The organism is Nocardia cerradoensis NBRC 101014, assembly GCF_000308535.1.
Classification (GTDB): Bacteria; Actinomycetota; Actinomycetes; order Mycobacteriales; family Mycobacteriaceae; genus Nocardia; species Nocardia cerradoensis.
In genome coordinates this window covers 1-14,675 of the sequence record NZ_BAFW01000228.1, presented here as the reverse complement: position 1 = coordinate 14,675, position 14,675 = coordinate 1, and the positions used below count along the sequence as shown (strand labels likewise).

Here is a 14,675-nt window from a genome sequence, read left to right as displayed (position 1 = left end):
GAATCCTTGTGCTGCAGTCGAGGTGGGCGTGCGGCCGATGCGGTGCTAGCGGGTGCGGCGCGCTGACGGCGATCGGTGCCCATTGGTTTCGTCTTGTCAGGTGAGCCCGGCGAGCGGGCTGGTGTCGCAGGCGCGATCAGGAGTGCCGGGAGTGACGCGGCTGCGAGTGGGGATGCCGAGTGCGACCGTGCGTCGTGGCGCCGCAGTGCGCGAATGGTTCTTGTCCGGCTGGGGTTTGGCGCCGACTCCGGCGAGGGCGAGTTCGGCGTTGCCCTTCACACATTCGGGGTCGGGACCGTCCAAGGGCAGTCCGGTGAAGAACTTCGCGGCCATGCAGCCGCCCTGGCAGGCGTCGTAGGCCGAGCACGAGGTGCAGGCGCCACCGGTTTGGGGTTGCCGCAATCGCGCGAACAGATCAGAGGTGCGCCAGACGCCGGCGAATCCGCCGGTGTCGCGGACGTTGCCGGCGAGGAATTCGTCGTGGATGGCGAACGGGCAGGCATACACGTCGCCGACCGGATCGACCAAGCACACCACCCGCCCCGCCCCGCACAGGTTCAGTCCCGCGATGGGAGTGGAGCCGAGTGCGTTGAGGTGGAAGAACGAGTCGCCGGTCAGGACGCCCTCGCCGTGGGCGACGAGCCAGTCGTAGATCTGCAACTGCTGGTCTGTGGTCGGGTGCAGCTCGTTCCACACATCGGCGCCGCGTCCGGACGGGCGCAGCCGGGTGATGCGCAGCTGGGCGCCGAAGCGGTCGGCGATGGCCTTGAATTCGTCGAGCTGATCCACGTTGTGGCGGGTCATCACGACCGAGATCTTGAAGTTCTCGAACCCGGCGTCGGCCAGATTCTGCATGGCCCGCATCGCGGTATCGAACGATCCCGGTCCGCGCACCGCGTCGTTGACCTCGGCGGTGGCGCCGTCGATGGAGATCTGCACGTCCACGTAATCGGTGGCCGCGAGCCGGCGGGCCCGTTCGGGGGTGAGCCGAATCCCATTGGTGGAGAACTTGACTCCGACGTGATGGGCGACCGCGTAGTCGAGCAGTTCCCAGAAGTCGCTGCGCACGGTGGGTTCGCCGCCGCCGATGTTGACGTAGAAGACCTGCATGCGTTCGAGTTCGTCGATGAACGCCTTGCATTCGGCGGTGGACAGTTCGCGCGGGTCGCGGCGGCCCGACGAGGACAGGCAGTGTTCACACGCCAGATTGCAGGCGTAGGTGAGTTCCCAGGTCAGGCAGATCGGGGCGTCGAGACCGTGTTTGAAATGTTCGACCAGCTTCATCGGTGATCCTGTTCGTCCGGGCCGGCGGGACGCGGCGTGATGGTGCCCGCCTCGAGCAGACCGGCGAGCGCGCTCAGATAGCGGGGGTGTTCGGCGTGGGCGACCCCCGCGGCCGCCAGGGCAGCGGCCGCGGAAGGGTGTTCGGCCAGTCCCTGCACGACCGCCACCAGCTGCTTGGTCTTCAGAAACGACAGCCGCCGGGTGGTGAAGTCGTAGACCAGCGCTCCGAACGGCTCGGGCCGCAGCGAGATCGAGGGCGCGAGCCGATAGGAGCCGGCCGGATCGAAAACGTCAGTAGACACCGCACATGCCATCGATCGAGACATCCTCGACGAGCAGGTCGTCTTCGACGAGCGCGTCCTCGGCGGGGACTACTGTCTGGCTGGTGATGGGTTCGTTCATGACCGCTCCTAGGGGATGGGATCGGGGTAACGGGTGTGAGGCACAGCATAATGTCACCGAGTGACAAAATGGAAGGGGTGACGGCGGAAAAACCTGTCGCACCGCGCGCCAGGGCGGGTCGCAGGCCCTCTACCAGCGCGGACGAGTTGGAGCGAGTCGCATTCGAGTTGTTCGAGCAGCGCGGATTCGACGACACCACGGTCGAGGACATCGCGGCCGCCGTCGGTGTCAGCAAGCGGACCTTCTTCCGCTACTTCGAATCGAAGAACGACGTCGTGTGGGGCAACTTCAGCGATCAACTGCAGGCGATGCGCGATCTGTTCGACCGGTGCCCGCCCGATCAGCCGGTCGCCGACGCGGTCCGCAGTGTGGTGGTCGAGTTCAATCGCTTCGACCCGGCCCAGGTGCCCTGGCATCGCAAGCGCATGGAGCTGATCCTGAAAGTTCCCGCGCTGCAAGCGCATTCGACGCTGCGCTATCAGGAGTGGCGCGACGTGGTCGCCGAATTCGTGGCGGCCCGGCTCGGTGTCGGCACGCGCGATCTGCTCGCCCAGGTCGCGGGACACTGCGCACTCGGCGTCGCGATCGCGGGATACGAGCACTGGCTCGACCATCCTGACCAGGAGCTCACCGACATCCTCGACCGCGCGCTGCGGAGCTGGGGTTCCGGATTCGGCGCCGAGCCCGCGACCACGTAGGGACGGTCACGGAGGAACGCACTGCGTAGGAAAAGTACGTAGTTCTACGGTCGCCGATCGTCCGCGCGGGAGGAAGGCTGGACGGAAGTCAGGCCGGCACTACCGCTCGGGGACGAAGATGAACGCAGAGAATCGGCAGCAGCGTCGCTGTGGCAGCGCGACCTCGGCCGTCACGGTGCCGTGCTGAGGCCCGGCGGCGGAGGGTACGCGGTGCACAACGATGTGCACATGCGTATCTGGCTGGGCGGAACGGCCTTCGATTACCGGACCGCCGCCGCGGCGGTGGACAATATCGTCCGGGACTGGCGGCGCAAGCGCTGGTGCACGATCGAATTCATTCTCGACACGATCGACGGCCGCCTTCCGGAGAACCGTTTGCCGAACGAACGGCTATTCCTCGGGCCGTGAATCCGCCGCTCACCGGTATGGGTATCACCGGGCGAAGCTTCCGCGGTGTCCTTCTCGGAATCGGTCCGATCGGAAGGTTATGCTTGGAGTTCGCCGGATTTCACGGCGAGTGCGGGACAGCAAAGGCGCTGTTCAGTAGTATCGGCTAGGTGGGGTACAACGATTTTCCGCACAGCGTGGACCGCAATAGGTCACTCCGCGCGGCGTCGTCGTGTGGAGAGGTGAAACATTGCTCGCCGGGGCCGTCTCCCCGGGTCGGACACAATGCCGACACCAGCTTCCGAAACCGTGGCGTGGCGGGGGGATCGACCCGCTCGACAATACGCCTTCCACTTTAATACGGACAAATCGCTCGTAGTTCCGACCCATTCGACGGGGCCCTCATATGCCTTGTGCGAGTGGAGCTTTCGGGCCGCCCGCAGTTTGTGGCGGCACGTCGTGATAATACGGCGAAGAGTTGTCGCTCAGTGCTCGCCACGTTCGGTGAGAGGGGGTCCTCGGCTACGCAGGGCAGGGCGCACCGTATTCATCAAATCCTCAATCGGACAGTCGATCGTTCTCGACCCCGATTGGGGTGACGTCATGTGCGTCGAACCGCGCGTGATCGACGTGGATTACGCGCGCCCGGGTTCATTCGGAAATCCGGCGATTCGGAAAGCCTGCCACTCGGAATCCGGCCACTCGCCGGAATCGCAAATGAAATTGCATTCGTAAGCAAGAGTACCGCAACGGGGAATTCCGCGCATGGAAACAGGTGGGGGTGTGCGCTGCTCCGTGTCTCGGAATTCGAGGAGGGGTTAGACGATGAGTCCGGATTCAGCCATGCCTGCCGACCGAAATCCTGATCTGATTCCGCTTTCCCGGGCGCAATACGGAATGTGGCTGGCGGACAACCTCCCCGGCGGACCGAACGTCAACATCGCCCACTACGTCGAGATCGAGGGATATATCGACTACGCCGCCTTCGCCAAGGCGGTGAACGACGCCGGCCACGAGAGCGAGTCACTCATCGTCCGCGTCGTCGAGGTCGGCGGTCGCCCGTATCAGTACGTGGATCGCAGCATCGTCTACGACGAGCCGCTGCTGGATCTCACCGACGCCGCGGACCCGCACGCGGCGGCGATGGACTGGATGCGCCGCGACTACGGGACCAAGGCGGTCGATCCGGCCCGGGACCGGCTCACCGCGACGCGACTCATCCGGATCGGCGAGAACCGGTATCTGTGGTACGCGCGTGCCCACCATCTCGTGGTCGACGGTTACGGCGCGTTCAATCTCCTCAACCGCGTGGCCGAGCACTACAACGCACTCATCGAGGGCAGGGCGCCGACGCCGCTGGCGGCACCCGGGCTGACCGAGATCATCGCCGCCGAGCACGACTATCGGGCGAGCCGGCGATTCGACACCGACCGGGCGTACTGGCTGGACAAGGCGGCCGGACTGCCGCCGGCCACGAGTTTGGCCGGGCGCTCCGCCAAGTGGAGTGAGGACGACCGCTACGCCGGGCGCACGTTGCCCTCGGCGCTGACCGCGCGGCTCGACCGATTCGCCGACGACCTGCACGCCTCGACGGCCCAGGTGGTGGTGGCCGCTTTCGCCGCCTTCCTCGCGCGCATGACCGGAACCGACGAGGTCGTCCTGTCGCTGCCGGTGTCCGGGCGGGTGACGAGGCGATTGCGCAATGCCGCCGCGATGCTGGCGAATATGGTGCCGATCCGATTCACCGTGGATCCGGCGACCACGGTGGAGGATCTGATCCGCGCATCGGTGTCCGAACTGGTGCTGGCCATGCGACATCAGCTCTACCGGTTCGAGGACCTGCGCCGCGAGTCCGAGGCCCTCGACGCGGCGGCGACCTCGTTCGGCCCGATCGTCAACATCCTGTTCTTCGATGCCGAGATCCGTCTCGGCGAGGCGATCGGGCATTACCGCGCGCTGACCTCCGGAGCGCTGGACGACCTGCAGTTCAACATGTACCGCGCGGGCGCCGGCGCACCGCTGGCGGTCGAACTGCACGGCAACGCCAACCTGTACGGACAGGACGAACTCGACGCCCACACCGGCCGCTTCGTCGACTTCCTCGACCGCATGTCGAACTCGCCCGCCGATGCCCGGCTGGTCGACATCCCGCTGGTCGGTCCCGCCGAACAGCGGCGGGTGCTCGGCGAACTCGCGGGCCGCGAGGGGACGGCCACAGCGGCGACACTCGCCGACCTCGTCACGCGGCAGGTGGCGTCGTCGGCGTCCGAGATCGCCGTCGACGACGGGACGACCGCGCTGACCTATCGCCAACTCGACGAGCGCTCCAACCGGTTCGCGCGCAGGCTCATCGCCCTCGGGGCCGGGCCGGACACGCTGGTGGCGATCGCGCTGCCACGTGATGTCGATCTGATCGTGGCCGTACTGGCTGTCGTGAAGACGGGCGCCGGATATCTGCCGCTGGACCGCGCACACCCGCTCGAGCGCCTCGATTACGTGGTGAACGACGCCGAACCGATCGCCGTGGTGACGAACCGGAGCCTGACCGATCGGCTGCCCGAGGCGGGCCGCGTCGTGCTGTTCGACGACGACGCCACCGAGAGTGCCGAACCGATTACCGATGCCGACCGGGTGCGTCCCCTGCGTCCCGGCAACCTCGCCTATGTCATCTACACCTCGGGATCGACGGGGTGGCCGAAGGGTGTGGCGATCACCCACGGCGCGGTCGCCGCCTACTTGACGAACGCCGGTGCGGAAATCGGGGTCCGTGCCGGCGACGTGTGGACGCTGTTCCATTCGTTCGCATTCGACTATTCGGTGTGGGAGATCTTCGGTGCGCTGGTCACCGGCGGCCGGCTCGTGGTGGTGGACGGTCCCGTCACGCGCTCACCGGACGAGATGGTCCGCCTCGCCGCGCGGGAGAAGGTGAGCGTTCTCAGTCAGACACCGTCGGCGTTCCATCAGTTCGCGGCCGCGCGACGGCGCTACCTGGACGCCGGGCAACCGGATGGTGAGCTCGCCCTGCGTCTCGTCGTCCTGTCCGGTGAAGCGCTGGATCCGGCGAGCCTGTCCGACTGGTATGCGCACAATCCGGATCTTCCGGTGCTGGCCAACAGTTACGGCATCACCGAAACCACGGTCTTCGTCACCTACACCCCGTTGACGGCCGAGCGGGCCGTGCCGGGCGCACCCAGCACCATCGGGCCGCCGCTGCCGGGCCTGCGCGTGTACGTCCTGGACGAGCGCCTGCGACCGGTGCCGCTGGGCGCCTGGGGCGAAATCTACGTCGCCGGAACGCAACTCGCCCGGGGTTATATCGGCCGGCCCGGGTTGACCGCGGGACGCTTCGTCGCCGACCCGTTCGGTGCGCCGGGTGCGCGGCTGTACCGCAGCGGTGACATCGCGCGCCGGAATCTCGAGGGCGAGTTGGAGTATCGAGGCCGCGCCGATCGGCAGGTGCAGCTGCGCGGGTTCCGGATCGAACTCGACGAGATCCGCGCCGCGCTGCTGAGCCACGGTTCGGTGTCGGCGGCGGTCGTCGTGGTGCATCTGCCCGGTACCGAGGCGGCCCGGCTGCTGGCCTATGTGGTGCCGGCCACCGGAGCGGTCTGTGCGGCCGAGGAGCTGCGCACACATGTGCGTTCCATCCTGCCGGACTACATGGTCCCGGCCCACGTCGTGGTGCTCGACGCGCTGCCGCTGACCGTCAACGGCAAGGTGGACCATCGGGCCCTGCCCGAGCCGGCCCCGGATTCGGCGGCGGCGTATGTGGCGCCGCGCACCGCCGTGGAGGAGACCATCACCGATGTCTTCGCCGAGGTCCTGGGCGTCGGCCGGGTCGGTGTGCTGGCCGACTTCTTCGAGCTGGGCGGCAACTCGCTGACGGCCACGGGGGCCGCGGTGCGGATCGCCGAATCGACCCGGTGCGAGCTGTCGGTGCGCGAGCTGTTCGAGAAGCCGACCGCGGCCCAGCTCGCCGCCCATATCGACGGCGCCCGCCGGTCCGCTCGCCCCGCGCTGCGGCCACAGCCGCGAGTCGATCCCATTCCGCTCGCACCCGCGCAGACCCGGATCTGGCTGATCAATCAGATCGAGCCCGAATCGGGGGCCTACAACATCCCGCTGGTGCTGCGGCTGTCCGGACGGCTCGACACCGCCGCCCTGCGCGCGGCCCTGGCCGACGTGATCGAGCGGCACGAATCCCTGCGCACGATGTATCCGGCGGTGAACGGCGAAGGCACACAGGTGATTCTGCCGTCCGAGGATGTCGTCGCGGAATTGGATGTGACACCGCGGCGCGTCTCCGCCGACGAACTCGACCACCGGATCGGCGAGCTGGTGTCGACCGGAACCGATGTGCGCCACCGGCCGCCGATCCGGGCCACACTGCTCGACACGGCCGATCACGGACACGTCCTGGTGGTCGTGCTGCACCACATCTGCTGCGACGGATCGTCGCTGCCGCCACTCGCCGCCGATTTCGCCACCGCTTACCGTGCGCGGGCGCAGGGGTACGCCCCCGGCTGGCAGCCACTGCCGGTGCAATACGCCGACTACAGCATCCGCCAGCACCTGTTACTGGGCGACGACGCCGATCCCGAGTCGCTCGCCGCTCGCCAATTACGTTATTGGACAGCGCAATTGGCGGATATGGCGCGGCCGCTGGAGCTCCCGGCCGACCGCCGGCGGCCGGATCGCCGGTCTCTGCCGGCCGACGTCGTCGACACCGCGATCACCGCCGAAACCTGTGCCGGGATCGAGCAGCTGGCGCGCACGGCGAAGGTCACCACCTTCATGGTCGTGCACGCGGCGCTGGCCGTGCTGCTGGCCCGGCTGTCGGGCTCGGCGGACATCACCGTCGGCACGCCGGTCGCGGGCCGCGGCGAACGGGCGCTGGAACCGTTGATCGGCATGTTCGTCAACACCGTGCCGCTGCGGACACGAGTAGACGACGACGACACGTTCGGGGACTTCCTGCGGCGGGTCGAGGACATCGATGTCGGCGCGCTCGCCCACAGCGACCTGCCCTACGAACAGGTCGCCGAAGCGATCGAGCCGATGTCGGCGGCGGCGCAGGATCCACTGTGCCGGGTATATCTGGCGTTCGACAATATGGACCGCCCGACTCTCGAGCTGGCCGGGGTCACCGCCGAGGTGCTGGATCCGGGACCGCAGCCGGCGAAGGTCGACCTGATCGTCACCGTCGCCGAGAATGCCCGGGCGGCAGGCGATCTCCCGATGCGGGTCAACTACGCGACCGACGTGTTCGATCGGGCCACGGTCGAGGAGTTCGCCGCGCGGCTGCATCGGATTCTCGAATCGGTCGTGCGTGATCCGGGGCAGCGGGTCGGTGCGGTCGATGTGCTGTCGGCCGGTGAGCGCGCCGCGCTGGTGCCCGCATCCGGTGGCGGTGCCGCGGCGCCGCGCGTGCTGGCCGAGCTGCTGAGGGTCCGGGATCCGGAGGCGGTGGCGATCGTGTCGGGCGGGCACACCGTGATGTACGGGGAGTTGGACGCCCGGTCGAATCAGCTGGCCCGAGTGCTGATCGAGTACGGGATCGGAGCCGACGACCGGGTCGCGCTGGTGCTGTCGCGGTCGGTGGAACTCGTGGTGGGAATGTGGGCCGTGGCGAAGACGGGGGCGGCCTTCGTCCCCGTGGATCCGCGCAATCCGGCCGAGCGCGTGGCGGTCATGCTCGCGACCGTCCGGGTCGCTGTCGCCGTGACCGCGACGCGGGATCTGGTGCCACACACCACCGAACGAGTGGTCCTCGACGATCCGCGCACCGAGGCCCGCATCACGTGCCGCTCCGCGTCCGCGGTGACCGACCGCGACCGGATTCGCCCGTGCCGGGTGTCGAATACCGCGTACGTGGTCTACACGTCGGGTTCGACCGGTGAGCCGAAGGGCGTCGCCGTGACGCACGCGGGTGTGGCGAATTTCGCTGCCGAACAACGGGATCGGTATCGGATCGGCGATTCCGCGCGCGTGCTGCAGGTGGCGGCTCCGGGCTTCGACGCGCTGGTGCTGGAACTGCTGATGGCACATCCGCACGGCGCGACGCTGGTGGTCTCGCCGCCGGATGTCTTCGCCGGTGAGCCGCTGGCGGAACTGATTCGCGGGCAACGGATCTCGCATGCGTTCCTCACACCCAGCGTGCTGTCGACGATGTCGCCCGCCGAACTCGGGTCGTTGCGGGTGCTGGTGGCCGGTGGGGAGGCGGTCTCGGCGGACACCGTCGCGGCGTGGGGTCCCGGGCGCCGGGTGCACAACGGCTACGGACCGACCGAGACCACGATCATGGTGGCGATCAGCGATCCGCTGAGACCCGGTGATCGGGTGACGATCGGCGGTCCGATTCACGGGGTGCGGGCACTGGTTCTGGACGAGCGGCTGCGGCCGGTGCCGGTCGGGGTGACAGGGCAGCTGTACATCTCCGGCATTCATCTCGCCCGCGGATATCTCGATCGGCCCGCGGACACGGCGGCGGCGTTCGTGGCCGAACCGTTCGGCGCGGCGGGGGAGCGGATGTACCGCACCGGCGATCTGGCCCGCTGGACCCCCGAACACACCCTCGAGTACGCCGGGCGCACCGACTTCCAGGTGAAGATCCGCGGGCAACGCATCGAACTCGGTGAGATCGAGGCCGTCCTGGCCGGTCATCCGGACGTCGCCGCCGCGGTCGCGGTGAGCGTCGCGACCGACGGCGGAACGCGGCTCGCCGCCTATCTCGCGCCCGTCGACGACGACGTCGACGTTGCCGCCGTCACGTCCTACGCCGCGCGCCACCTGCCCGCGCATATGGTTCCCGAGTCGGTGACGGTTCTCGACTCCCTGCCGCTGACCTCGGTGGGCAAGGTCGACCGCGCCGCCCTGCCCGAGCCGGTATTCGCCGGTGCGCGAGCCGATTTCGTCGCGCCGCGCGATGCGGCCGAACAGCTCGTGGCCGATCTGTGCGGCGCCGTATTGGGCATCGACCGGGTCGGCGCCGCCGACGACTTCTTCGCCCTCGGCGGCAATTCGCTGTCGGCGACGCGGCTGGTCGCGCGGCTGAGTGCCGCATTCGGTGTCGAGGTGTCGTTGCGCACCGTCTTCGACGCCCCGACGGTCGCGGCGCTCGCCGCGGCGCTGCGCACCCTCGACACACCCGGGCGGGAACCGCTGCTGCCGCAACCGCGACCGGCGCGCATCCCGCTCTCGCCGGCCCAGGCCCGGATGTGGTTTCTCAACCAGTTCGACACCGACTCCGCGCTCTACAACATCGCCCTGGTGGTGGGCATGTCCGGCCCGCTCGACGTGGCGGCCCTGCGGGCGACCGTCGCCGATGTGCTGGACCGGCACGAGGCGTTGCGGACCGTGCACCCGGACAGCGACACCGGGCCGCATCAGGTGATCGTGCCGGTGCGCGAGGCGCTGCCGGAGCTGGAACCGGTGACGGTTCCCGCGGCCGAGCTCGAGGCGCGGATCGCTTCGACGGCGGCCGCGGGATTCGACGTCACCCGCGACGTCGCGTTCCGGATCGTCCTGCTGCGCACCGCCCCCGAGGAACACACGCTGGTCCTCGTCGTTCATCACATCAGCTTCGACGGATCCTCGCTCGCGCCACTGGCCGCCGACCTGATGACCGCCTACGAGGCCCGCCGCCGGCGGCAGGCACCGCGATGGGATCCGCTGCCCGTGCAATACGCGGATTACGCACTGTGGCAAGGCAAACGGCTCGGCACCGAGGACGACCCGAGCGCTCCGGCCGCCGTGCAGGTCGGCTACTGGCGCACGGCCCTGGCCGATCTGCCCGAAGTGCTGGATCTGCCCACCGACCGCCCGCGCCCGGCGCGGCAGAGCTTCCGTGGGGCGACGGTGTCGCACACCCTGCCGGCCGACCTCGGGCGGGCGCTCACCGTGCTGGGCCGCTCGTGCGATGCCACGGTTTTCATGGTGCTGCACGCGGCGTACGCCGCCCTGCTGGCACGTCTGTCGGGCAGCGACGACATCGCGGTCGGCACACCGGTCGCCGGGCGCGGAGAACCCGGGCTCGACCGCCTGATCGGCATGTTCGTCAACACCCTGGTGTTGCGCACCCGCATCGACCCCGGCGCTTCTTTCCGCCGGATTCTGGAGCAGGTCCGTGCGACCGATCTCGCCGCCTTCGACCATGCCGACATCCCGTTCGAACGTCTCGTCGAGGTGCTGAATCCGCCTCGCTCCACGGCCCATGCGCCGCTGACCCAGGTGGGTTTCGCGTTCCACAACATCGACATTCCGGCGGTGCGGTTCGACGGGTTGACCGTCGACGCCCGGACGGCCGACCCGAGCGTGGCCAAATACGATCTGCACCTCAATCTGGTCGACACCGCGCGCCGCGACGGGGAACCGGACGGGATGGCCCTCGAATTCGGTTATGCGACAGACCTGTTCGACGAGTCCACGATCCGCTCGATGATCGACCGATTCGTGCGGCTGCTGCGCGCGGTCGTCGACCGGCCCGATCGCGCGATCGGCGATATCGACCTGCTGACCGAGCAGGAGGCGCGCGAGCTGGCCGGGCGCGAAACCGGCGGGACCATGGCGCCGTCCTCGGCGACCATCGCCGAACTGTTCGCTGCCCAGGCCGCGGCGACACCGCGGGCGAGCGCCGTCCTCGACGCCGAGGACGGCACGCGGCTCGACTACGGCGAGTTCGCGGCCCGGGTGAACGCACTCGCGCGGACGCTGATCGACCGTGGCGTCGGCCCGGACACCGTGGTGGCCGTGGCGATGCACCGCTCGGTCGACCTGCTGACCGCCCTCTACGCCATCCATGCGGCCGGTGGGGCGTATCTGCCGGTGAATCCGGAACATCCACTCGATCGGGTGCGCGCGGTGCTCGGCGCGGCACGGCCCCGGGCGGTACTCACCCGCCGATCCGACGAGGCGAACCTGCCCGTCGACCTCCCGGTCTGGGACTTCGCCGAACTCGGCGGCGGCTCGCTCGACGCCTCGCCGGTGACCGACCGCGACCGGCTCGGGCCGCTGCGACCGGAGAATCTGGCATACGTCATCTACACCTCCGGCTCGACCGGGGTGCCGAAGGGCGTGGCCGTATCGCATGCCGCGGTGGTGAATCAGCTGTGCTGGCTGCGCGAGCACTACCGGCTCGGTGACGACCTCATGCTGTGGCGGACCCCTGTCACCTTCGACCTGTCGGTGTGGGAACTGTTCTGCGCCTTGACCTGTGGCGCCGAGTTGGTGATCGCCGGCCCGGGTGCGGGCGCCGACCCGGCGGCGGTCGCGCGGCTGATCGCCGATTATCACGTCACCACGGCCGATTTCGTGCCGTCGCTGCTCTCGGCGTTCGAGGATGTGGCGGCCGGTCACCGCTTCCCCGATCTGCGGCGCGTGCTGTGCATCGGCGAACCGCTGCCGGCCGACACCGTGCGCCGCTTCCGGCAACTCAGCGATGCGCGCCTGGACAACCTGTACGGGCCGACCGAGGCCGCGGTCAGCGTCACCGCCTACCACGTCGACGGTATCGACGGCGGCGCCGTGCCGATCGGTACGCCTGAGCCGAATGTCCTTGTCCATGTGCTGGATTCGCGTTTGCATCCGGTACCGGTGGGGGTGACGGGGGAGTTGTACCTGAGCGGTGTCCAACTCGCCCGCGGTTATCACCGGCGCCGGGATCTGACCGCCGCGACATTCGTCGCCGACCCTCTCGGCAGCGCCCCCGGGTCGCGCATGTACCGGACCGGTGACCTGGTTCGGTGGGATAAGGGCGGCGTCCTGAGCTACGTCGGGCGCGCCGACGACCAGGTCAAGATTCGCGGACTCCGCATCGAACCGGGCGATATCGAGGCGGCTCTGCTCGCGCAGGACGAGGTGAGTGCGGCGGTGGCGCGCGTCTACGCGGGCCGGGGCGAGCAACGCCTGATCGCCTACGTGGTCGCACCGGAAACCGTGGACACCAGGCGGATTCGGCGCCTGCTGCTGGAACGCCTGCCGGCCTATATGGTGCCCTCCGCCGTCATCCGGATCGACGGAGTGCCGCTCACCGCGAACGGGAAGGTCGACTACCGGGCCCTGCCGATTCCGGACCCCATCGGCCAGACGGAATACCGTGCGCCCCAAGGGATCGTGGAACAGACGGTCGCCGAGGTCTTCGCCGAACTGCTCGGCGTGCCCGTCGTGGGCGCGGACGACGACTTCTTCGACCTGGGCGGTAATTCGCTCGTCGCCACGCGCGCCCTGAGCCGGATCGGCGCCACACTCGATGCGGCCGTACCGGTGCGGATGATCTTCGAAGCGCCCACCGTCGCCGAGCTCGCCGAGCGCATCACCCGGCTGCGGGGTGTGCCCGCGCTGCCCGCCCCGGCACCAGGACCGCGACCGGATCGCCTGCCGTTGTCGACGGCGCAGACCCGGATGTGGTTCCTCAACCAGTACGACCCGCAGGCGCCCGGATACATTGTGCCGCTGGCAGTCCGGCTCGAAGGCCGCCTCGATGCGGACGCGCTCACGGCAGCCGTCGGCGACGTGGTCGAACGCCACGAAAGTCTGCGCACCGTATACCCGGCGGTCGACGGCGTGCCCACGCAGGTGGTGCTGGACGCGGCCGCCGTCGTCGCGGACTGGGACCTGACGCCGCAGCGGACCGAGGAGCATGAGCTGGCCGGCCGATTGGCCGCGCTGTCGACCACCGGATTCGACGTGTCCGAGGCGGTGCCGGTGCGGGTAGCGCTGTATCAGCTGTCGGACACCGTCCGGGTGGTCGCGATCGCGGTGCACCACATCAGCTGCGACGGCTATTCGGTGGCACCGCTGGCCGCCGATCTCGTCGCGGCGTATCGGGCGCGGGCCGGCGACCAGCCGTCGGATCGTCCGCCGCTGCCGGTGCAGTTCGCCGATTACGCCCTGTGGCAGCGCGCGGTGCTCGGCTCACCCGACGACCCCGAATCGCCCGTGGCCCGCGATATCGCCTACTGGCGAACGCGACTGGCCGGCATACCCGAGCTGATCGAACTGCCCGCCGACCGGCCGCGCCCGGTCGACCAGAGCCATCGCGGCGCGCTGATCCACGCCGACATTCCGGCGGAACTGCAGAGCCGGGTGGAATCGCTGGCCCAGCGTGCGCGAGCCACGACGTTCATGGTGGTGCACGCGGCGCTCGCGGTGCTGTTGTCGGGGCTGTCCGGCAGCGAGGACGTCACGGTCGGCGTACCGCATGCCGGCCGCGGCCACGGGGTACTCGACGACCTGGTCGGCATGTTCGTCAACACCCTGGTGCTGCGCACACGCGTCACGCTCGACCGGACGTTCACCGGTTTGCTGGACGCGGTGCGCCGCAACGATATCGAGGCCTTCGACCATGCGACCGTGCCGTTCGAGCAACTGGTCGACGCGCTGCGGCCGGCCCGCTCGACCGCGCACTCGCCGCTGTTCCAGGTGATGCTCGCCTATCAGAACATGGTGCGGGCGCGTGTGGAACTTCCCGACCTCATCGCCGAAACCATCGATCCCGGTGACAGTTCCGCGATCTACGACCTGCTCTTCATGGTGACGGAGGAGCACGGTCCCGCCGGTGAGCCGGCCGGCATGACGCTGCGGCTGACCTACGCGACCGACCTGTTCGACGCGGAGTCGGCCCAGCGGTTCGCCGACCGGTTCGTCCGCCTGCTCGACGGGCTCACGACCGACGCCGACGCACCGCTCGGCGAGCTCGACCTGCTCGATGCCGCCGAACGGCAGCTGGTGCTCAAACGCTGGAACGACACCGGCGACCCGATGTCGGTGGGCCGAAACCTGGTGGACGGCTTCCTCGAACAGGTGCAGCGCACCCCGCATGCTCCGGCGATCCTGCCCGCCGACGGCGACCCGCTGACCTACCGGGACTTCGCCGACCGTGTCCACCGGCTGGCCCGGTGGCTGATC

At 69.0% G+C, this 14,675-nt stretch carries 6 protein-coding genes; 3 read left to right on the top strand and 3 right to left on the bottom strand.

What is annotated here, in order from left to right:
- Positions 1-96 precede the first annotated feature (96 nt).
- Genes mftC through mftA form a run of 3 tightly spaced genes read right to left on the bottom strand, consistent with a single transcriptional unit; the run spans position 97 to position 1,686 of the window.
- On the bottom strand, positions 97-1,284 hold the full coding sequence (gene mftC / locus ON23_RS23705) for a mycofactocin radical SAM maturase (RefSeq protein WP_039780882.1): 1,188 nt from the start codon (positions 1,282-1,284) through the stop codon (positions 97-99).
- Positions 1,281-1,586 carry a mycofactocin biosynthesis chaperone MftB gene (gene mftB / locus ON23_RS23700; protein WP_223273802.1) on the bottom strand — a complete coding sequence of 102 codons (306 nt, stop codon included), beginning with the start codon at positions 1,584-1,586 and terminating at the stop codon, positions 1,281-1,283. Before mftB ends, mftC begins: the two co-directional genes overlap by 4 nt.
- Positions 1,576-1,686, bottom strand: a complete 111-nt coding sequence (mftA, locus tag ON23_RS37050) for a mycofactocin precursor MftA (protein WP_081879272.1) — start codon at positions 1,684-1,686, stop codon at positions 1,576-1,578. Before mftA ends, mftB begins: the two co-directional genes overlap by 11 nt.
- Before the next feature lie 50 nt (positions 1,687-1,736).
- Between mftA and mftR the strand changes: the two genes are divergently transcribed.
- The 3 genes from mftR to ON23_RS23685 form a co-directional block, all read left to right on the top strand.
- Complete coding sequence (gene mftR, locus ON23_RS23695; RefSeq protein ID WP_306307144.1) at positions 1,737-2,384, top strand: mycofactocin system transcriptional regulator MftR; 648 nt, start codon at positions 1,737-1,739, stop codon at positions 2,382-2,384.
- A 228-nt stretch (positions 2,385-2,612) separates the two neighbouring features.
- Complete coding sequence (locus ON23_RS23690) at positions 2,613-2,792, top strand: hypothetical protein (protein WP_063008434.1); 180 nt, start codon at positions 2,613-2,615, stop codon at positions 2,790-2,792.
- Between the two features lie 822 nt (positions 2,793-3,614).
- Positions 3,615-14,675: non-ribosomal peptide synthetase (locus tag ON23_RS23685; RefSeq protein WP_167331890.1), on the top strand; the 11,061-nt coding region annotated here is incomplete at its 3' end.

Bases quoted from the DNA above. Each gene is read 5' to 3' on its own strand.
- mftC (WP_039780882.1), bottom strand. From the start codon at position 1,284: ATGAAGCTGGTCGAACATTTCAAACACGGTCTCGACGCCCCGATCTGC.
- mftA (WP_081879272.1), bottom strand. From the start codon at position 1,686: ATGAACGAACCCATCACCAGCCAGACAGTAGTCCCCGCCGAGGACGCG.
- mftR (WP_306307144.1), top strand. From the start codon at position 1,737: ATGTCACCGAGTGACAAAATGGAAGGGGTGACGGCGGAAAAACCTGTC.
- ON23_RS23690 (WP_063008434.1), top strand. From the start codon at position 2,613: ATGCGTATCTGGCTGGGCGGAACGGCCTTCGATTACCGGACCGCCGCC.